The 18,334-nt window shown below is 63.3% G+C and carries 17 protein-coding genes; 13 read left to right on the forward strand and 4 right to left on the reverse strand.

Annotation, left to right across the window (positions count from 1 at the left end):
* Nucleotides 1-116: 116 nt before the first annotated feature.
* From ASD00_RS16630 to ASD00_RS16650, 6 genes are all read left to right on the forward strand, one after another.
* A complete protein-coding gene (locus tag ASD00_RS16630) occupies nucleotides 117-1,070 on the forward strand; it encodes a LysR family transcriptional regulator (protein ID WP_025429490.1) in 954 nt (317 codons plus the stop codon).
* A gap of 267 nt (nucleotides 1,071-1,337) precedes the next feature.
* A complete protein-coding gene (locus ASD00_RS38855) occupies nucleotides 1,338-2,264 on the forward strand; it encodes an ABC transporter ATP-binding protein (protein WP_082523601.1) in 927 nt (308 codons plus the stop codon).
* Complete coding sequence (locus ASD00_RS38860) at nucleotides 2,261-3,217, forward strand: ATP-binding cassette domain-containing protein (protein WP_082523602.1); 957 nt, start codon at nucleotides 2,261-2,263, stop codon at nucleotides 3,215-3,217. Before ASD00_RS38855 ends, ASD00_RS38860 begins: the two co-directional genes overlap by 4 nt.
* 41 nt (nucleotides 3,218-3,258) lie before the next feature.
* Nucleotides 3,259-4,485, forward strand: a complete 1,227-nt coding sequence (locus tag ASD00_RS16640) for an alanine racemase (RefSeq protein WP_057207599.1) — start codon at nucleotides 3,259-3,261, stop codon at nucleotides 4,483-4,485.
* 284 nt (nucleotides 4,486-4,769) lie between these two features.
* Complete coding sequence (locus ASD00_RS16645) at nucleotides 4,770-5,045, forward strand: LysR substrate-binding domain-containing protein (RefSeq protein WP_057207600.1); 276 nt, start codon at nucleotides 4,770-4,772, stop codon at nucleotides 5,043-5,045.
* A 92-nt stretch (nucleotides 5,046-5,137) separates the two neighbouring features.
* The gene (locus tag ASD00_RS16650; protein ID WP_057207601.1) at nucleotides 5,138-6,118 is read left to right on the forward strand and encodes a sugar-binding transcriptional regulator; all 981 of its coding nucleotides are present in this window, start codon (nucleotides 5,138-5,140) and stop codon (nucleotides 6,116-6,118) included.
* Between the two features lie 82 nt (nucleotides 6,119-6,200).
* Here ASD00_RS16650 and ASD00_RS16655 read toward each other — a convergent pair whose 3' ends face one another.
* From ASD00_RS16655 to ASD00_RS16665, 3 genes are read right to left on the reverse strand one after another with little or no spacing between them, the layout of a single operon-like run.
* Entirely contained in the window at nucleotides 6,201-7,244 is a 1,044-nt protein-coding gene (locus ASD00_RS16655) for a substrate-binding domain-containing protein (protein ID WP_057207602.1), read from the reverse strand.
* A gap of 52 nt (nucleotides 7,245-7,296) precedes the next feature.
* Nucleotides 7,297-8,364 (reverse strand): ABC transporter permease, encoded by a 1,068-nt coding sequence (locus ASD00_RS16660; RefSeq protein WP_113569627.1) that lies wholly within the window; start codon nucleotides 8,362-8,364, stop codon nucleotides 7,297-7,299.
* Nucleotides 8,354-9,877, reverse strand: coding sequence for a sugar ABC transporter ATP-binding protein (locus ASD00_RS16665; protein WP_057207603.1), 1,524 nt, complete (start codon nucleotides 9,875-9,877; stop codon nucleotides 8,354-8,356). Before ASD00_RS16665 ends, ASD00_RS16660 begins: the two co-directional genes overlap by 11 nt.
* 145 nt (nucleotides 9,878-10,022) lie before the next feature.
* Between ASD00_RS16665 and mtnK the strand changes: the two genes are divergently transcribed.
* From mtnK to ASD00_RS16690, 5 genes are read left to right on the forward strand one after another with little or no spacing between them, the layout of a single operon-like run.
* Entirely contained in the window at nucleotides 10,023-11,294 is a 1,272-nt protein-coding gene (mtnK, locus tag ASD00_RS16670; RefSeq protein ID WP_057207604.1) for an S-methyl-5-thioribose kinase, read from the forward strand.
* Nucleotides 11,291-12,385, forward strand: a complete 1,095-nt coding sequence (mtnA, locus tag ASD00_RS16675) for an S-methyl-5-thioribose-1-phosphate isomerase (protein WP_057207605.1) — start codon at nucleotides 11,291-11,293, stop codon at nucleotides 12,383-12,385. The genes mtnK and mtnA overlap by 4 nt, the downstream gene beginning before the upstream one ends.
* Nucleotides 12,386-12,388: 3 nt before the next feature.
* Nucleotides 12,389-13,324, forward strand: coding sequence for a hypothetical protein (locus ASD00_RS16680; RefSeq protein ID WP_057207606.1), 936 nt, complete (start codon nucleotides 12,389-12,391; stop codon nucleotides 13,322-13,324).
* Between the two features lie 2 nt (nucleotides 13,325-13,326).
* Nucleotides 13,327-14,328, forward strand: coding sequence for a transketolase C-terminal domain-containing protein (locus ASD00_RS16685; protein ID WP_057207607.1), 1,002 nt, complete (start codon nucleotides 13,327-13,329; stop codon nucleotides 14,326-14,328).
* Complete coding sequence (locus tag ASD00_RS16690) at nucleotides 14,328-15,446, forward strand: RuBisCO large subunit C-terminal-like domain-containing protein (protein WP_057207608.1); 1,119 nt, start codon at nucleotides 14,328-14,330, stop codon at nucleotides 15,444-15,446. The genes ASD00_RS16685 and ASD00_RS16690 overlap by 1 nt, the downstream gene beginning before the upstream one ends.
* A 375-nt stretch (nucleotides 15,447-15,821) precedes the next feature.
* On the opposite strand, the gene ASD00_RS16695 is transcribed toward ASD00_RS16690, so the two are convergent.
* The gene (locus tag ASD00_RS16695) at nucleotides 15,822-16,007 is read right to left on the reverse strand and encodes a hypothetical protein (RefSeq protein ID WP_057207609.1); all 186 of its coding nucleotides are present in this window, start codon (nucleotides 16,005-16,007) and stop codon (nucleotides 15,822-15,824) included.
* 354 nt (nucleotides 16,008-16,361) lie between these two features.
* Between ASD00_RS16695 and ASD00_RS16700 the strand changes: the two genes are divergently transcribed.
* Both ASD00_RS16700 and ASD00_RS16705 read left to right on the forward strand, forming a co-directional pair.
* Nucleotides 16,362-17,126: an IclR family transcriptional regulator C-terminal domain-containing protein gene (locus ASD00_RS16700; protein ID WP_057207610.1), complete on the forward strand. Its 765-nt coding sequence runs from the start codon at nucleotides 16,362-16,364 to the stop codon at nucleotides 17,124-17,126.
* Nucleotides 17,126-18,238, forward strand: coding sequence for an extracellular solute-binding protein (locus ASD00_RS16705; protein ID WP_057207611.1), 1,113 nt, complete (start codon nucleotides 17,126-17,128; stop codon nucleotides 18,236-18,238). Before ASD00_RS16700 ends, ASD00_RS16705 begins: the two co-directional genes overlap by 1 nt.
* The last annotated feature ends 96 nt before the right edge of the window (nucleotides 18,239-18,334 follow it).

Below are 18,334 nucleotides of genomic sequence, written 5' to 3' on the forward strand. Positions count from 1 at the left end.
CCCATTTGGTGGAGGCGGAAGTTTTCTTCTCGTTATAAGGGAGGCTAGAAGAGCGCTTGCAGGTCTGTCCAATGTGTAGTTAGGATAGACTATGCAAAACACGCATGAGGGCCGGCATGGAACTGCAATGGCTTGAAGATTTTCTGGAAATCGCCGCGACGCGGAATTTCTCGACGGCGGCGACCGCGCGCAATATTTCCCAACCGGCCTTCAGCCGACGCATCAAATCGCTGGAGAACTGGATTGGCGCCGACCTGATCGACCGCAGCACTTACCCCGTGCAGCTGACCCGGGCCGGCACGATGTTCCTGCCCGGCTGCCAACGGCTCGTCCGCGAAGCGTACCGCCTGCGCACCGACTGCCGCAATGTCGCCGGCGAAAGCTCGGCCATGCTCACCTTCACCTCGCTGCATACGCTGGCGATGTATTTCTTTCCAAAGTGGATCGGCTCGCCGCTGATCTCGCGCATGCCGCTTCGCACCAGCATGCATGCGGCCGACTTCCTCGAAAGCATCGATCACCTGTGCTCCGGCCAGTGCGATTTCGCCATCACCTATGTCCATCCCGACGGCCCTCCGGTGCTGGAGGGCGGCCCGTTCGAATCCCTGCAGATCGGCAAGGACCGGCTCATTCTCGTATCGGGAACCGACGACAACGGCCGGCCGCTGTTCGATATCGACGTGCCCGAAACCACCGAGATCCCCTATCTCGCCTATTCCTGGAGCGACGGTTATATCGGCAAGCTGGCAACGCTGATCCAATCGCGCTGGCGCCGCCCGCTCAACCTCAGCACCGTCTACCAGTCCGGCCTTGCCGATGGCTTGAAGCACATGGCCGTTGCCGGGCGGGGCGTCGCCTGGCTGCCGCAGATTTGCGTCGCCGAGGCCATGCGGCAGGGACGCCTGGCCCAGATCGGCGGCCAGCAGATGTCGCTGGAAATGGAGATCCGGATCTTCAGGCGCGCCGGCCCCGGTAGCCATGACAGCGATGCGCTATGGCAGCATCTCAAGCAATGTGCCGCACTGCCCCAGTACAAGAGCGGCTTCGAGGCAACGACCGACGCGGCCTGAGGCGTCAATCCGCCCGAAATCGCACGACCGGCGCGATATGCGAAGACAGGCGATACAATGCGCAAAGCACATAGTTTTGCCTGCCACAATCGTGACACATTGATTTCACTGGATTTTGCGGCGGCAGCGGATTGGGAGCGAGGCCGATGTCTGCTCCAGCGACCCGGCGGACAGGGCTGATCGCACCTCCCTTCCGTATTGACAGGATGCGACCTCGTTGCGAGACCTGAAAGCGCAACGTCCCTTCGAAATCGGGTGCATGTGCTGATGATCCTGTCCAAATCCGCAAAGCCTGAGCTGCCCGAGGATGTCATCCTTTCCGTGGAAGACCTCGAAGTTTCCTTCGCTGCCGGCACCCGGGCGCAGCTGCGCGCGGTGCGTGGCGTCTCCTTCAGCATCGCGCGCGGCGAGACCGTCGCGCTGGTCGGAGAATCCGGATCGGGCAAATCGGTCACGGCGATGACAATCATGCGGCTGACCGAATATGACGGCGCAGCCATCACCGGCGGACGGGTGTTGATGCGTTTGAAGGACGGCAAGGTCGCCGACCTCGCCAAGCTCTCGGAAAAGCGGGTCGAGGCGCTGCGCGGCGCGGAAATCTCGATCGTCTTCCAGGATCCGATGTCGAGCCTGAACCCGGTCTTCACTGTTGGCGATCAGATCGCCGAGGCGGTGATCCATCATCAGGATAAGACGCCGGAACAGGCGCGCCAGATCGCGCTCAATACCCTGAAGCTGGTCCGTGTGCCCGATGCCGAGCGCCGGCTCGACCAGTATCCCCACCAGCTTTCCGGCGGTATGCGCCAGCGCGTCATGATCGCCATAGCCCTTGCCTGCCGCCCCTCGCTGATGATCCTCGACGAGCCGACAACCGCGCTCGACGTGACCATCCAGGCGCAGATCCTCGATCTGGTTCGCGCCTTGCAGCGCGAGATCGGCATGTCGGTGCTGTTCATCACCCACGACATGGGCGTGGTTGCCGAAGTCGCCGACCGGGTCTGCGTCATGCTCAAGGGCGAGATCGTCGAGGAAGGCTCGGTCTACGACATCTTCGCCAAGCCGAAACATGCCTACACACGCGCGCTGATTTCCGCCGTGCCCCGCCTCGGCAGCATGGCGGACAAGGACGCGCCGGAGAAATTTCCATTGCTTGTGTTCGAACCCGAGCGCCTGCTTGCCGAGGTGACAGAATGAACGCGTCCGCGCCGATGAAGGAAACCCGAAAGCCGCTCGTCGAGGTGCGCAACCTGGTGACGCGCTTCGATTTGAAGGCCGGATTGTTCGGCCATGTCTCGGGTCGGGTGCACGCGGTGGAGAACGTCTCCTTCGACATCTTTCCGGGAGAGACCCTGGCGCTGGTCGGTGAATCCGGCTGTGGCAAGTCGACGGTTGCCCGTTCGATCATGCAGCTCGACCGACCGCGTTCGGGCTCGATCCGGTTCGACGGAACCGAGTTGATCGGCGCGCCGCGTGCTATGCTCGCGCGGTTTCGACGCGACGCCCAGATGGTCTTCCAGGATCCGTTCTCGTCGCTCAACCCGCGCATGACGATCGAGCAGTCGCTGATGGACCCTATGCGTGTTCACAAGCTGGGCTCGACCGCGGTCATGCGCGCCCGCGCCGCCGAGCTTCTCTCCAAAGTAGAGCTGTCGCCTGAGCATCTCGAGCGCTATCCGCACGCGTTTTCCGGCGGCCAGCGCCAGCGCATCTGCATCGCCCGCGCGCTTGCGCTCAACCCGCGCCTGATCGTCGCCGACGAGGCCGTCGCCTCGCTCGACGTGACGATCCAGGCGCAGGTCATCAACCTCCTGATGGACTTGCAGCGCGAGATGCAGATCGCCCTCCTGTTCATCAGCCACGACATGGCCGTGGTCGAGCGCATCGCCCACCGTGTCGCGGTGATGTATCTCGGCGAAATCGTCGAGATCGGCGACCGCCGTTCGGTCTTCGGCAATCCGCAGCATCCCTATACCCGCAAGCTCCTGTCGACCGTTCCGATCGCCGACCCGACACGCCGCCCGGAAGGCCGCCAGCCGATGTCCGACGAGATCCCAAGCGCCGTGCGCCCGCCGGACTTCGTGCCGCGCGAACTGCCGATGCAACAGGTCTCATCCAGCCATTTCGTGCGACAGGTCGCAACGGGCTGACGACGACAACCAATCCCCTCTTCAGATCAGAGCATTCCGAGATGAACACTTCCGAAGTGACGCTGGCGGCTGCGAACGCTACCGGCAACGTGACCGCAGACATCGACAGCGCCCCGGCGCAACCGAAAGCCAACGGCTTCCTGCGCCCTGCGGCCGCAGAGCGACCGACGCCCTATATCGAAGTCGACGAATTGCGCCTTGCCCGCAACATTGAGGCCATGCAGCAGCGTGCCGATCAAGCCGGCGTCTCGATGTTTCCGCACGTGAAAACGCACAAGAGCCTTTATGTCGCGCGACGGCAGCTGGCACTTGGCGCCCGCGGCATCACCGCGTCCAAGCCAAGCGAGGCGCTGGTCTTTGCGGAAGCCGGGATACCGTCGATCATCCTTGCCTATCCCATCGTCAAGCCGCAGTCGCTCGACCGTTTGCTGCCCGTGGTCAAGGCGCGCGGCACGCAGCTGCGCACGATTGCGGCAAGCGCGACGGGCGTCGAAGCGTTGTCGGCGGCCGCCACAAGTCACGGTGTCGAAATCGGCGTCTTCCTCAAGGTCGATGTCGGCCTCGGCCGCGTCGGCCTCAAGCCGAACGATCCGGCTGCGCTCAAATTGTGCGCCCAGATCGCCGCTTCCGACGGCCTGCACTTTGCCGGCCTGCTTTCGCACGCCGGCCATTCCTACGCGGCCACTGGCCCGCAGGGCCTGGCCAAGGTCGCCCGCGATGAGGCCGCAGACCTTGCCGGTCTCGCCGGCGGGCTTCGGGACCGCGGCATCGCCGTCGACTGCATTTCCGTCGGCGCAACGCCGACCTGTGCCGGCGCGCCTCTGTCCCAGGAGGTCGACTGCGTCCGGCCCGGCAATTACGTGTTCCTCGACGGAACCGCGCTCAGGCTCGGCATCTGCACGGCCGACGACCTGGCGCTCTCGGTAGTTGCGCGCGTCGTTGCCTCCAATGACACGCACTTCATCATCGACGCCGGCTCCAAGTCGATGAGCTCCGATCGCGGCGCACACGGCATGGGCGGCGCCGGCTTCGGCACCGTCGTCAGCGCCGAAGGCGATGGCGAAACAGGTGTCTGGACGCTCGAGCGGCTGTCTGAAGAACATGGCTTCGTTCCCTTCTCGGGACGCCCCTTGACCCTCGGAAGCCGTGTGCGGGTCTTTCCCAACCACTCCTGCGCATCGATCGCCAACTTCGATCATTTCACGCTGCATCACGCCGATGGCGGGGCGACGACACTGCCGGTCGATGCCCGCTGCTGCCAGACCTGATCGGGCGTGTGACGCACGGATGCGTCACAACGACATCGCCGCCCGTGCTACGCGATGGCCGTGTGGCCCAACCGGAGCCCACTGCATGTTTCCTTAAGTCCTATCCGACCTAAGGATAAAAACATGCAGCAATTCAAAGTGCTACGGCGACCTTTGCGCGTCTATTAAGACGCGTGGCGCTGTAGAACTGAAGGCGGGCCTTCGCCTTCAGCCGGCAAAACCTGCCCGCCGGCACGCCACCTTTACCCCTAAGGATCAGCCCCGCTCTCAAGCGACCCCGGCCGGTGAAACGTTCGTTACCAACGGCAGACGGTCTTCCGTTCCGTCTGGACCGAACTGCTGTCATTGGTCAGGGCGTTGCACTTGTCCGCGGTATCTATGCGCGGGAAGAAATCGCCGACGGCCGCCTAGCCGTCGCTCTCGATCGACCATGGCCGAGCGAATTCGCCTATTATATCGTGACGTTGCCTGCGGCGACCGAACGGCCGGCAATTGCGCATTTCGTCGACTGGCTGATGGAAGAGGCGCAAGCGCGACACTTTCGCGGCTCCAACGCCTGAGGCAACGCCCGCCTCCAACTTTGCCTGAATGGCAATTTGACTTATGTCACGACCGATGAATAATGTCAGCAATCGACAACTGAAGGATCCCCATGCCTATCCGCAACACCGATCAGATCATGCACAAAGCCGCGTGGCTCTACTATAGCCATGGGTTACGGCAGGACGAAGTTGCGCAGAAACTGGGGATCTCCCGCGCCTCTGTCGCGACCTATCTCAGGCGAGCACGCGAGACCGGGATCGTCAACATCACCACTTCGACCGAGCTTTTCACCGACGACGTGCTGGCGCGCGAGCTCGAGGATGCAACCGGGGTCACGGCGGCCTGGATCGTGCCGGAGGACCGGCAGGCCATGGACCCGACGGCTGAGATGCCGGTGCTGGCTGCATCCGTCTTTCTCGAACTGATCAACAAGGGCGATCGCGTCGGCGTCGCCTGGGGGCGAACGGTCTATCATATCGCCGACGTGATGCCCTTCGCCGACCTGCGTGGCGTCACTGTGGTCCAGCTCTGCGGCAATCTCGGCGCGCCCTATTCCTATCGGCCGGACCAGTGCACGACGGAGATCGCCCGCCGGCTCAATGCCGAAGGCATCAATTTCTACGCGCCGCTCGTGCTGTCGTCCGAGCGGCTGGCCGAGGAGCTTCGCGGCGAGCCGGTGATCCGCGAGCAGCTGTCGACGATCGCCGACTGTCATCTGGCGCTCTATTCCGTCGGCGGCATCGAGGACGACAGCCACCTCGTCAAGTGCGGCGCGCTCAGCGCCAGCGAGATGCACCGCATGGGCGAGGAAGGCGCTGTCGGTGTCATCGCCGGACAGCTGATCGATGGTGACGGCCAATGGGTGAACTGCGCCCACAATCGGCGCTGCATCTCCGCCGATCTCTCGTCGATCCGCGCCATCGAGAAGCGCATGCTGGTCGTCCAGGAAGAGAGCAAATTCGAACCGCTGATGGCGGCGCTGAAGGGCGGCTTCGCCTCGCATCTGGTGGTCACGACATCAATGGCGCGCCGCGTCATGGAGCGCTGGAGCCGGGACGGTCTCGGCAAGGCAGGCGCAACGACGACTTAAAGCGCGTTGTGATGCGTAGGGCTGGCAGTACGCAAACGGGGCGGTCTTTCGACCGCCCCACTTTCATCAACAAACCGCGTGATCAGGGCTTCGGCATCCACGCCGGCATGGCGACATCCGCGTGGGCGAACTGCGGCAGCTTGGTGCCGAGTTCTTCCATGTTCTTGATGTCCTGATCGTTCAGGTCCTTCTGGGTGATCAACGTCGGGGGCACGATGACGCTGCGGCCCGGATCCTCGCCGGCAAGCAGCATGGCGAGTGTGCGAACCGAGACTTGTCCGACCACGGCCGGGTTGGTGGCGGCAGTCGCAGCCCAGGCGGAATCCGGCTCGCGCATTGCCGCGATATCGGAGGTCGAGATATCGGCGGAATAGATCTTCACGTTGGACGAAAGACCGGCTTCGTCGACCGCAATCTTGACGCCCTTGGCGAACTCGTCATAGGGCGCGAACATCACGGTGATATCGGGATTGGCGGAGATGACCGAGCGCGCCTGGTTGGCAACCGAGTTGGCAATCGGGTTGTCCATGGTGCCGAATTGCGAGACCTCGTTGATCCCGGAATACTTGCCCTTGAATTCCTTCCAGGTCTCGTCGCGACGGTCGAGCGGAGCGATGCCGGCGACATAGACGTAGCCCGCCTTGAAGCTCTCGCCATTGTCCTTGATCGCCTGTTCCAGAGCAAGGCGGGCAAGATCCCGGTCGGACTGTTCGACCTGCGGGATTTTCTCGTTTTCGACGTTCACGTCGAAGGCCACGACCTTGATACCGGCCTCGACGGCGCGCTGTGCCGCTTCCTTCATCGATTCGGTCAGGCCGTGCTGGATGATGATCCCCTGCACGCCGAGCGCGATCGCCTGGTCGACCATGTCGGCCTGCAGCGCTGCATCCTGGCGGCTGTCGAGAACCTGCAACTGAACGCCGAGGGCCTTTGCCTGCGCCTCCACGCCGGCAAGGTAGGACTGGAAGAAATCGCCGGTCGAGAGATAGCGCACCAGCGCGATCTTGACGTCAGCCGGCTTGTCGAAGGGCTTCGGCATATCGGCGGCAAAGGAAGCGGTGGCGAAAGCCACGGTTCCGGCAAGGCCAAGCGCCAGCTTGCCCAATGCTCTGCGTGTCATGTTCATTTCAGTCTCCTCCACTGGTGAACGTTTGTTGTCCGCGGGCGGGGCTTTCCCGTCAGCGTTTGCCTCTTTTCGAGAGCGCAAAGGTGAAGATCAGGGCGATGACGAGAACCGCGCCCTTGATGAAATCCTGCGTGTAATAGGGTGCATTCATCATCGTCAGGCCCTGGAGCAGGATGCCGACGAAGAGCGCGCCGATCGCTGTGCCGAACGCATTCGGCTTGGCCGCCCCCAAGACGGCAAAGCCGATCAGCGCGGCAGCGACGGCATCGAGCAAGAGATTGTTGCCCGAGGCGATGTCGCCGCGGCCGAGGCGCGCGGCGAGCAGGATGCCGCCGATCGACGCGAAGACGCCTGAAATGACATAGGCCGAGATCTTATAGGCGTTGACCGGAGCGCCAGCCAGGCCGGCGGCGCGCTCGTTGGAGCCGACCGCATACATCATGCGTCCGAAGCGGGTGTATTCGAGGAAGAACCAGATCAGCACCGCCAGCACGATCAGCACCACGACGGCGACGGGTACGAGGTTCGGCAGGATGAGGTCGAAGCGATGGCGGCCAAGCGCCAGGAAAGCGGGGCTGAAAGTGCCTGTTGCGACCGAGCCGTCAGGAAGCGTCATGCCTGCGGCGATAGAGCGTCCCTCGGTCGGTATGCGCTGCAGGCCGAGCAGCAGGAACATCATGCCGAGCGTCGCGAGCAGGTCCGGCACACGCATGTAGACGATGATGATACCGTTGATCAGCCCGACGAGAACGCCGATCGCCAGACAGACGAGCGTCGCCGTCAGCGCATCTCCGCCCATCACCACCATCACATAGGACGACGCCATCATCGCCGTGGTCGCGACCGAGCCGATCGACAGGTCGAAGCCGCCGACAACCAGCGTCGCCGTGACGCCGAGCGCCAGGATGCCGGTGATCGACACGGATTGCAGGATGAAGACGGCGCTCTGCGGCGAGGAAAACCCGTTCGTCACCAGCGAGAAGTAGACGACCAGTCCGCCCAGAAGGACAAGGAAACCGTATTTGATGGCGATATCGCGCAGGCCAACCGTGGCCGTGGGCGGCAGCACCGGCAACGCGGAAGCGGCGGGCACCGCGGGTTTCATCTGTTCACTGCTCATGGGGCTGTCCCTGCTGATGATGTTGACCGGCGATCTCCTGCAGGAGGCGCTCGACGTCGACCGAAGCGTTGCGATGCTCGCCGACCACAGTATGTTCCGACATCACCAGAATGCGGTCGGCGACCTCGAAAGCTTCGTCGAGTTCGGTCAGGAAGACGATAGTGGCGCGACCCGCCGCCGAGGCGCGCAGTTTGGCGCCGATATCGCGGCGTGCGGCGATGTCGACGCCCTGGAAAGGCTCGTCGAGGATCAGGAGACGCGACGGCTCGGAAAGCCACCGCCCGACCATCACCTTCTGCTGATTGCCGCCGGAAAGCGTCTGCATTTCGTCGCGCTCGCTGCGGCAGACGACGCCGAGGGCGGCGATCTGCGCCCGCGATTTCGCCCGTTCGGACCGGCGGTTCGCTATGCCGAAGCGCGACAGCCGCTTGAGGAACGGCAGGCTGATATTCTCGTAGATGTTGAAATCGGGAACGATGCCGCTGTCGGATCGATCCTTCGCCACCAGAAACACGCCCTTGGCAATCGCCTGGCCGGTCGATTGCGGGCGATAGGAAGCGCCGTCGAGCGTCATCTGGCCGGCGGCGGGCGGGCGGGCTCCGAAGAGCGTCTCGGCCAGCGCCGTCTTGCCGACGCCTACGAGGCCCGTGACCGCGACGATTTCTCCATCGCCCAGTTTGAGATCGAACGGACGCGACGTGTCGGTAAGTTTCAGTCCCTGGGCAGAAAAGACGCAACCGAGCCCTTCGCGCACGGTCACGTCGCCTGCCGAGACTTTCTGTCCGAGCATCGCATTGACGGCACCCTCATAGTCCAGATCCGCGCCTTCGAAGCGGCCGGTTATGCGCCCGTCGCGCAGGGTGACGATGCTGTCGGCGAGCCTGCGGATATCGGACATCCGGTGCGAGATATAAAGGATCGCGACGCCACGGGCTTTCAGCCGATCGAGAAGCTCGAACAGCCGATCGGCCTCGGCGCTCGACAGCGACGAGGTCGGCTCGTCGAGGATCAGCACCTGCGGCTCGTGCGCCATGGCGCGGGCGATCGCCACCATCTGCCGGTCGGCGAGCGTCAGATCGTTGATATCAGCGGAAAGATCTATGGCGAGGCCCATGCGGGCGGCGACGACGGCAGCCTCGCGCCTTACCCGGCGCGGGTTGAAGAAGAGGCGCGCACCGCGGCCGTTCAGCCGGTCGAGCGTGAGGTTGGTCGCGACGTCGAGGTCGGCAACGACGCCATCATTGATGTTCTGGTGAACCGTCACCACACCAGCACGGATCGCCTCCGCCGGTGTTGTCGGCGAAAAAGAGAGATCATCCAGCTGCATGGCTCCGGCGTCTCCGACGTAGACGCCGCTGAGGATGCGCACCAGTGTCGACTTTCCAGCGCCGTTGGCGCCCATCAGCACCGTCACGGCACCCTTGCGCAATTCGAGATCGACGCCCTTCAGAACCGGTATCGGCCCGAAGGATTTGCGCACGCCCTCGACGCGAAACACTGCTTGTTCGCTCATGCTCTCCTCCCAATGAAGTCAGGTTAGGATGGCTATCCATCAAATGTCAAGGCGATTGACATTTGACAGAATGCCGATTTAGCTATGGCCCATGACAGCATGGCGAGGAGCGGCCGAGGCCGGCCATGCCCATAGGGAGGACCATATGGACAAGCACGTTTTCGAGGCGCTCAGCGCCGAAACGCTGCCATTAAGGCTGAGCGGCAATGCTGCGCTATGTGACAGGATCGGCGGTGATCATCGCCGCTGGCAGGTCAAGGAGGTCGGCGACGGCAACCTCAATCTCGTCTTCATCGTCACGGGCGATAAGGGCGCGGCGATCGTCAAGCAGGCGCTCCCCTATGTCAGGCTCGTCGGTGAGCGCTGGCCCTTGCCGTTGAAGCGCTCGTTCTTCGAATACCACGCCCTTACCCGCCAGGCGGCGCGCGACCCGGGCATGGTGCCGGAAATCCTGTTCTTCGACGCCGAGCAGGCGATGATCATTATGGAATATCTGGCGCCGCACGTGATCCTGCGGCGTGCGCTGATCGCGGGGCGCAGGCTGCCGAAGATCGGTCGCGATCTCGGGCTTTTCGCGGCCCGCACGCTTTTCCGCGGCTCGGACCTTTCGATGCCGACGCGCGACAAGAAGGCCGATCTCGCCCTTTTCGCGGACAATGTCGAACTCTGCGATATCACCGAAAACCTGGTCTTTTCCGATCCCTACTTCGAGGCGGAAATGAACCGCCACACCACCCCGCACCTCGACAGCCTGGTCGAGGAATTGCGTCGCGACCGCGACCTGAAGGTCGAGGCCCAGCGGCTGAAACACATCTTCTCCGCCAAGGCCGAAACCCTCTGCCACGGCGATCTACATACGGGTTCGGTCATGGTCACCGACGACGAGACGCGCGTCATCGATCCGGAATTCGCCTTCTACGGCCCGATCAGCTTCGATGTCGGCATGCTCTTGGCGAACTTCTGGATGAGCTACTTCTCGCAGGAAGGCCACGAGAGCGCTGCCGGCGAACGCGATCAGATGCGCGCCTACCTGCTGGATACGGCAGAGACGATCTGGCAAACCTTCTGCGACGAGTTTACCGAGCTCTGGCGCAGCGAGCGCAAGGGTATCCTCTATCAGGCGAGCCTTTTCGAAGAGCGCGCCGACCCGTTCGGCGCCGAACAGGCGCTGACCATCGTTCTTGATGAGATCTACCGCGAGATGCTCGGCTTTGCCGGGGTGGAGATCCTGCGCCGCATCCTCGGCCTTGCCCACAATGCCGATTTCGAAACCATCGCCGACCTCAGCCGCCGCGCCAAATGCGAAAGCAAGGCGCTGAAGCTCGGGCGCCATCTTGCCGTCAACCGGGATCGCATTGCGAGCCTCTGGGATATTCGCGCCACTGCGGAACGGCTTCAGCAGGAGACACTTTCGTGAAAGTCGGAGAAAAGCACTACCATACGATCTGGCTCAACGCCGACGGCCGTTCGGTCGACATCATCGACCAGCGCTGGCTGCCGCACGAGTTCCGGATCGTGACGTTGAAAACCGTCGCCGACGTCGCCGTTGCCATCCGCGACATGTGGGTGCGCGGCGCACCGCTGATCGGCGTCACCGCCGCCTACGGCATCGCCATCGCAGTGGCCGACGACCCGTCCGACCGCCATCTCGACGCGGTCTGGGAGGAACTCAACGAGACCCGGCCGACGGCGATCAACCTGCGCTGGGCGCTCGACGCCATGCGCCAGTTCCTCCGTCCGCTGCCGGTGGAAGAGCGTGCCGTGGCCGCCTACCAGCGCGCCGCCGAAATCGCCGAGGAGGATGTTGAACTCAATCGTGCGATCGGCGCCAACGGCCTCAAGATCATCCGCGAGATCGCCGCAACCAAGAAGCCCGGGGAGCCCGTCAACATATTGACCCACTGCAATGCCGGGTGGCTCGCGACCGTCGACTACGGAACGGCGACCGCGCCGATCTATATGGCGACGGAGGCGGGCATCCCCGTCCACGTCTATGTCGACGAGACCCGGCCGCGAAACCAGGGTGCGCAGCTGACAGCCTGGGAATTGAACGGCCATGGTGTCCCGCACACGCTGATCGTCGACAATGCCGGCGGCCACCTGATGCAGCACGGCGAAGTCGACATGGTGATCGTCGGCACCGACCGCACCACCGCCAATGGCGATGTCTGCAACAAGATCGGCACCTATCTGAAGGCGCTTGCCGCCAGCGACAACGACGTCCCCTTCTATGTCGCGCTGCCCTCGCCGACCATCGACTGGACGGTCAAGGACGGCGTGAAGGAGATTCCGATCGAGGAGCGCACCGGCGACGAGGTGAGCTTCGTCCAGGGCCGCGGCCCCGACGGTTCGATCATCACGGTTCGCGTTTCGCCAGAAGGCAGCCCTTCGGCAAACCCGGCCTTCGACGTGACGCCGGCCCGGCTCATCACTGGCCTCATCACCGAGCGCGGCGTCGCCGTGCCCTCGCCCGAAGGCCTCAAAGCGCTGTTTCCGGAAAGGAGCTGACCGATGAGCCTTACAAACCAGAAGACCACCGAAGAAATCGCGCTCGGCATTCGCCGCCGCGTCTTCTTCCACACGATGAAGAACAACGGCGGCTATCTGAGCCAGGCCTGCTCGGCCGCCGAAAGCCTTGCCTTGCTCTACAACGAGATCCTGACGCTCGGCGAGCCGACCTTGCCCAAAGTACCGCTGCCGTTTCGCGGCGTGCCCTCTGCCGATAACCCGGAGGCCTTCACCGGCGCGGGCTATCACGGCCCGGCAGCACCCGAGTACGACCGCTTCTTCATCTCGCCGGCGCACTATGCGCTGGTGATTTATAGCGCGCTCATCGAAGTCGGCCGTATGGACGATAGCGCGCTCGACCATTTCAACAAGGACGGAAGCTCGGTCGAGATGATCGGCGCCGAACACAGCCCGGGCATGGAGGTTACGACCGGCTCGCTGGCACAGGGGCTTTCCATGGCCTCCGGCGTCGCCTTCGCTCGCAAGAAGCGCATCGAACCAGGCAAGGTCTGGGTCTACATGTCCGACGGGGAATTCCAGGAGGGACAAACCTGGGAGTGCCTTGCCGCCATGGCCCATCACGGGATCGACAACATCCGCGTCATCGTCGACGTCAACCGCCAGCAATGCGACGGCGCCATGTCCTCGGTTCTCGATCTGAGCGACCTCGCCGGTCGGGTCGAAGCCTTCGGGGCAACCTGCCGCTCGATCGACGGTCACGATCTGCAGGCCATGCGCATTGCTGCCAACAGCGCAGAACCCGGCAAGCCGCTGATCATCCTCGCCAATACGTCGCCGTTCCAGGGAATGAACTTTTTGCAGAAACGCTTCCCCCGCCTTCATTACGTGCGCTTCAAGAGCGCCGAGGAGCGGCTTGAGATGCAGGCGGCACTGGCTGTCGAACTGGGCGTGAGCCCGAACGAAATGGAAGGGGCCTGACCATGGTCGAAATCGTCAACCGCCCTTATGCGAGAGCATTCGAGGCTTTCGCGACAGCGCGCCCGGAAGTGCTTTGCCTTTCGGCTGACCTCACCTCTTCCTGCGAAGTCGACGGTTTCCGTGATCGGCATCCGGAGCAGTTCCTGTCGCTGGGGATGGCTGAGCAGAACATGCTCTCCTTCGCCGGCGGGCTTGCCATGCAGGGTTATCGGCCGTTCATCCACACCTTCTCGGTCTTTCTCTACCGCCGCCCGTACGATCAGTTGATCAATTCGATCGCCTATTCCAATCGCAAGGTCCGGCTGATGGGCTTCCTGCCGGGCATCACCACGCCGGGCGGTATCACCCACCAGGCCATCGAAGACATCGCCGTCATGCGCGCCGTGCCGAACATGACGATCTTCGAGACCGGCGACGCGACCGAGGTCGAGACCGTGCTCGAGGTTGCCGATGCGATCGACGGCCCGGTCTATGTCCGCGTCCTTCGCGGCGAAGTTCCACGGCTTTTTTCTACGCCGTTCGCCTTCAACAAACTGCGCACGCTCTCGGAAGGCGACGACATCCTCGTCGTCAGCTCGGGCGTCTGCACCGAAGAGGCCCTGCGGGCGACACGGCCGATCGAAGCCCGCGGGATCGGGCTGCATCACCTGCACGCCTCGACGCTCAAGCCGTTCGACCGCGACGGGTTGATCAAGGCTGCGCGCGGCAAGAAGGGCATCGTCACGCTCGAGAACCACACCATCGTCGGCGGGCTCGGATCGTTGGTGGCCGAGATCCTCGCCGAAGAGGGGCTTGGCGTCCGTCTGAAGCGCCTCGGCCTGAAGGACACTTTTGCCCATGGCGCCTCGAAGCCTTACCTGATGAAGAAGTACGGCCTTGATGCCGGCGCGCTGGTGTCGGCAATCGAGGAGCTTACCGGCAGATCGCTCGAAATCGGCGAGGACGAACTGACCGAGGTTCGTCTCGACCACGTGCATTCGGCACAGAAGGCGGAGGCGCTCTGATGGCGCCCCGGTTTACCGTCAGCTATTACGTCAGGGCCGCAGATGAAGCCGAGGCGCGCGCACGGGCGCTGGATATCGCCCTGGAACAGACGGTCGAAATCCCGCGCGATGTCGTGCCCAAAGGTTATGTCGAGGATGAAATCCTCGGCATGCTCGAAGCCCTCGCGCAGGACCCGGTCGGGCGCCCCGGCTACCTCGCCACCATTTCCTATAGCGAGGACGATGTCGGCGGCGACTTCCTACAATTCCTCAACATCGTCTTCGGCAACAGTTCGATCAAACCGGGATTGAAGGTCGAGGACATCGGCCTGTCCAAGGGCATCCTTGCTCTCTGCCATGGTCCGCGACATGGCATTGCCGGGCTGCGGCAAAAAGCCGGCATCGGCGCGCAACCGCTGTTGATGTCGGCCATCAAGCCGGTCGGATTGTCTACGTCCGAACTGGCGCGCCGCGCGCACGACTTCGCGCTCGGCGGCATGCATTTCGTCAAGGACGACCACGGATTGGTCGATCAAAGGACGTCACCATTTGCCGCACGCTTGGCAGCTTGCGTCGACGCCGTCGGCGAAGCCAATGCGAAGGGCGGCGGGCGAGCCAGTTTCGTGCCGAATATTACAGCGTCGTCAAAAGAGCTGTTCGAGCGGGCGAAGATGGCGGAAGAGGCCGGCGCCGGCGCGGTCATGATATCCCCGGCGCTGGCCGGCTATCACGTCATTCACACGCTGGCGTCCGACCCGGATTTCACGTTGCCGATCGTTTCACACCCCGCATTTTCGGGCGCCAACGTCGTCTCGCCGGATACCGGCTTTTCCCATCGGTGCTTCTACGGCGCCTTGCAGCGGCTGATGGGTGCCGATGCGGCGATCTATCCGAATTTCGGCGGCCGTTTCGGTTTCACTCGCGAGGAATGCCAGTCGATCGCCAAGGCTTGCGCCGACGACATGGGTGGCCCGAAGGCGATCGTGCCGGCGCCAGGCGGCGGCATGAATCTTAGCCGTGTGCCGGAGATGCGCGAGGCCTACGGAAACGACGTGATGTATCTGATCGGCGGCGCGTTGCTTCAGGACACGGACATCGTTTCGGCCAGCCGCCGGATCGTCGAAGCGGTTGCACGCTGAGCGTACGACGGTTCGGCTACGAGATAGCCTCCCAAGGCTCTGCCGGGCGCGATGGTGCGCCCGGCAGGTTTGATCGCCGTCGCAGCAAAGACGCGGCAAGACGGCCCGCCCTACGCGGCGCAAAGCGCTTTCCGGGTGTCCATTCCCCCGCAGATGCCAGCTCGACAATGAGCCTCCGTGGCTCTTGCCAAGGCCGCTGGCTTGACGCTGTTTGGAAACTGGCAGGTGGTCTCGCCCGTATCCGCGAACTGAGCGACTGCCGTCGCTCGACGGCCGTCGGCCCCCACGCTCAGATATCGCCGGATAACTTACCACTCCTGCGACGATGCGCATCCCGCCTTCGGGAAACGTCCGTGCGAAGCGGGCGCCTGTTCGTCAGTCGGTGTCACGATCGAACTGATTGACGATGCGCATGGCGGTCTTGCGCTGTGCGTGGCGCACGTCGGCATCGCGCTTGCTCTTCAGCATCAGGTGAGCGGCACGCACCGCCGGCAGCGCCACCGGCTTGTAGCCGGGCTCGATTACGGGATGGGCCGTGGAATTAAGCTTTGGCTTACGCATAGTTCACTCCTCAGTCGAACACTGCCCAGGTCGTTCATGCACCTTGACGAGGCGCGATCTGAGACCGGACACGATGGGAGCGTGCCCGCCAATGGAGGCGAGCGTTTGATCAGACGATTCAAGATTTGTTGCGGTCTGAAATGACGTTTCGGGTTCGATCGGATGAACCGGAACCTCCCAACTCCCCCATCGTGTCGAGGAACCGGCACTTGTCCTTTGCCTGCTGGCACTCTTTGGCGAACGGCAAGGGGCACAGGAAACGAAAGCACTGGCCGCACCTTGACAAGGGCGGCCACGCTCGGTAAGTTCACTATATAGCACACGTTCAACATATTGAACAAGGAAAAAATCGCGATGAGCGGCCGGGGCGCGGAAAGAATTTTGGACCTGATCGAGTGGCTGGCGTCGCGCAGCGAAGCCGTCTCGCTCGCCGAGGTCGTCCAGGCCCTTGCCCTGCCGAAGAGCAGCACGCTGCTTCTGCTGCGCACCCTAGTTGAAGCCCGGTACGTCACCCGCCAGACCGACGGACGCTACCTGTTGATCCGGCTCCCGGGTGAGCCGTCGGAGGCAAACAGCGGCTGGGGCACGATCCTGCGGGTGGCTGAGCCGATCCTTCGCGAAACGGTGGCGGCGATCGAGGAGACCGGCTTCATCGCCGTGCTGACGGACGACCGGCAGGTCCGCTATCTCAACAAGATCCTGCCCATTCGCGAGATCCGCTATGACCGCGATATCGCCACACAGCGTGTCGCCCACTACGTCGCAAGCGGACTGATGCTACTGTCCGGCCTGACGGACCAGGAGCTCGAAACCTATCTCGGCCGATCCGTCCCGACCGAAGACGATCCGCATGCCATCGCCGAGCGCGTGAGCGCCGGCCGCCGAGAAGGCTATGTCGCCAACCTCTACGGCCGGGTCGAGGGTGCCGCCGGCGTCGCGGCGCCCATTCGCGATCCTGATGGCCGCATCGTAGCCGTCGTCAATATTTCCGGTCCACGCGAGCGGATCGCCAACAATCTCGATCGCGTCACCGAGGCGACGGTCGAAGCCGCGCGTCGCGCAAGTGAGGAGCTCTCGCGACGCATTTTCAAAAATGGGAAAACCCACGGGAGGAATTGATGTCCTATTTGAAGAGAGAGCTCGCCGGTTGGCTGCTGGCCGCATCGGCGATGGTCTCGACCAGCGCCTTTGCCCAGGAGCCGAAGCTGCCTGAGTACTATCCGGCCGATTACGGCCAGATAGTCGAAGCCTCGCGCAAGGAAGCTGGCCTCGTCGTCTATTCCAACATGGCCGACAACAACTGGCAGCCTGTCATCAAGGGCTTCAACGAACTCTATCCCTGGATCAAGATCGAGACGCTCGACCTCGGCTCCGGCACCGTGCACACCCGTTGGGAAGCGGAAGCTGGCAGCGGTGCGCGCACCGCCGACATCCTGGTCTCCGGCGCAAACGACCGCTGGGCACGTTATGGCAGCGAGAGCCGCATGCTCGATTATGCCAGCCCGGAAACCGAACGCCTGCCGGGCTTTGCCAATCCCTATCCCGGCATCTACGTGATGTCGGCGGACCCGCTCGTCATCACCTACAATGCCGCGCTGCTGCCGGAGGGCCAGCGCCCGACCGGTTTCGCCTCGCTCGTCAAGGCGGCAGCCGCCGACAAGGCGACGTTCGACGGCAAGATCACCACCTATGACGCCGCCCGCAACTCCTTTGGGCTTGCTGCCTGGTGGAAGACGCTGCAGGTCAAGGGCGACGACGGCTGGAAGGGCTTGCGCGAAATCGGCCCGATGATCCGCGGTGAAGTCTCAGGCGGCCCGATGAACGAGAAGATCGCCACCGGCGAATATCTCGTCGGCATCGCCGTCTCCGGCATCACCATCTTCCCCCGCCTGGAGCAGCCCGGCGGCGAGATCCTCGGCTTTGCCTTCCCCGATGACGGAACGCCGGTCATGCTTCGCGGCCTCGGCATCCCGAGCGAGGCGGCCAACCCGAACTCGGCAAAACTGTTCGTCGACTATCTGCTCAGCCAGAAGGGCCAGACGCAGGTCGGCAAGGGCGGATTGACGCCTTATCGCGAGGACGTCGAAGAAGCCGAGGTTCGCTACACCTATCAGGCGATCGCTGCCAAGGTAGGCATGGAAAACCTGATCGCCGTCGGCTTCGACAAGGCGATCATCGATGACGCTGCGGGCTTTGCCACCAAGTGGACCGCCGCGATGGCCGGCAACTAACGGGCCTCGACTCAGCAACCGTCGGCCGCGATACGGCCGGCCGGCGGTTCCTCTGCCCTCATTTTCAACTCTACGAAGCCTGACGACCGTCTTTCG

The organism is Ensifer sp. Root31, from assembly GCF_001424825.1.
Classification (GTDB): domain Bacteria; phylum Pseudomonadota; class Alphaproteobacteria; order Rhizobiales; family Rhizobiaceae; genus Ensifer; species Ensifer canadensis.

What these genes read in the sequence shown, in the direction of transcription:
- ASD00_RS16640 (WP_057207599.1), top strand. Translation starts at nt 3,259, where the DNA reads ATGAACACTTCCGAAGTGACGCTGGCGGCTGCGAACGCTACCGGCAAC.
- ASD00_RS16655 (WP_057207602.1), bottom strand. Translation starts at nt 7,244, where the DNA reads ATGAACATGACACGCAGAGCATTGGGCAAGCTGGCGCTTGGCCTTGCC.
- ASD00_RS16665 (WP_057207603.1), bottom strand. Translation starts at nt 9,877, where the DNA reads ATGAGCGAACAAGCAGTGTTTCGCGTCGAGGGCGTGCGCAAATCCTTC.
- ASD00_RS16705 (WP_057207611.1), top strand. Translation starts at nt 17,126, where the DNA reads ATGTCCTATTTGAAGAGAGAGCTCGCCGGTTGGCTGCTGGCCGCATCG.
- ASD00_RS16690 (WP_057207608.1), top strand. Translation starts at nt 14,328, where the DNA reads ATGGCGCCCCGGTTTACCGTCAGCTATTACGTCAGGGCCGCAGATGAA.
- ASD00_RS16630 (WP_025429490.1), top strand. Translation starts at nt 117, where the DNA reads ATGGAACTGCAATGGCTTGAAGATTTTCTGGAAATCGCCGCGACGCGG.
- ASD00_RS16660 (WP_113569627.1), bottom strand. Translation starts at nt 8,364, where the DNA reads ATGAGCAGTGAACAGATGAAACCCGCGGTGCCCGCCGCTTCCGCGTTG.
- ASD00_RS38860 (WP_082523602.1), top strand. Translation starts at nt 2,261, where the DNA reads ATGAACGCGTCCGCGCCGATGAAGGAAACCCGAAAGCCGCTCGTCGAG.
- mtnK (WP_057207604.1), top strand. Translation starts at nt 10,023, where the DNA reads ATGGACAAGCACGTTTTCGAGGCGCTCAGCGCCGAAACGCTGCCATTA.
- ASD00_RS16650 (WP_057207601.1), top strand. Translation starts at nt 5,138, where the DNA reads ATGCCTATCCGCAACACCGATCAGATCATGCACAAAGCCGCGTGGCTC.
- ASD00_RS38855 (WP_082523601.1), top strand. Translation starts at nt 1,338, where the DNA reads ATGATCCTGTCCAAATCCGCAAAGCCTGAGCTGCCCGAGGATGTCATC.
- ASD00_RS16695 (WP_057207609.1), bottom strand. Translation starts at nt 16,007, where the DNA reads ATGCGTAAGCCAAAGCTTAATTCCACGGCCCATCCCGTAATCGAGCCC.
- ASD00_RS16700 (WP_057207610.1), top strand. Translation starts at nt 16,362, where the DNA reads ATGAGCGGCCGGGGCGCGGAAAGAATTTTGGACCTGATCGAGTGGCTG.
- ASD00_RS16680 (WP_057207606.1), top strand. Translation starts at nt 12,389, where the DNA reads ATGAGCCTTACAAACCAGAAGACCACCGAAGAAATCGCGCTCGGCATT.
- ASD00_RS16685 (WP_057207607.1), top strand. Translation starts at nt 13,327, where the DNA reads ATGGTCGAAATCGTCAACCGCCCTTATGCGAGAGCATTCGAGGCTTTC.